General features: G+C 68.4%; 1 protein-coding gene. It reads left to right on the top strand.

Features of this window, described 5'->3' with window-relative positions; all coding sequences use genetic code 11:
- The first annotated feature begins 193 nt into the window (after positions 1-193).
- Positions 194-397, top strand: a complete 204-nt coding sequence (locus DSP71_RS07310) for a hypothetical protein (protein ID WP_113680750.1) — start codon at positions 194-196, stop codon at positions 395-397.
- Positions 398-474: the final 77 nt, after the last annotated feature.

Below are 474 nucleotides of genomic sequence, written 5' to 3' on the forward strand. Positions count from 1 at the left end.
CAGAACAACGTCGTCGTCTCCGAATGGGTCGGAGGGGTGTTCATCGCCCCGGAGGCCCGTCTGCAGTCGGCACTCATCGGTAGCCACCAGTGGTTGCCGTACGGGGCCGGGCGTACCATCGTCCGGCCCATCTAACCCCGTCCCGGCGGGCATCCCACCTCGGGGTGCCCGCCGGCTCACCACAGGAGTCCACATGCGTTACCGAGTCACCGCTGAGAGCGAAGACGGGCTGAGCGGCGAAGGCCCGTTCTGGTACACCGCTGACTCGCCCGACGGCGCCCGCCAGCAGTACATCGACTGGGCTCTCACACAGCACGGTGCGGCCTTCTCCGGCCCCGGCCTGCCCTTCGGCGACCCGTTCCCTGTCATCACCGTGGAGCTCGTCACGTCGCCGTGACCTGACCCGCTCACACCCAACCTCAGCCCCGCCACAGTGCGGGGCTTCGTCGTTAAGGAGACGTGGTGGCAGCCAGC

It is taken from the genome of Microbacterium sp. H6, assembly GCF_003314775.1.
GTDB classification, from domain to species: Bacteria; Actinomycetota; Actinomycetes; order Actinomycetales; family Microbacteriaceae; genus Microbacterium; species Microbacterium oxydans.

Excerpts from the sequence above, each read along its gene's own strand:
- DSP71_RS07310 (WP_113680750.1), top strand. The coding sequence starts at position 194 with ATGCGTTACCGAGTCACCGCTGAGAGCGAAGACGGGCTGAGCGGCGAA.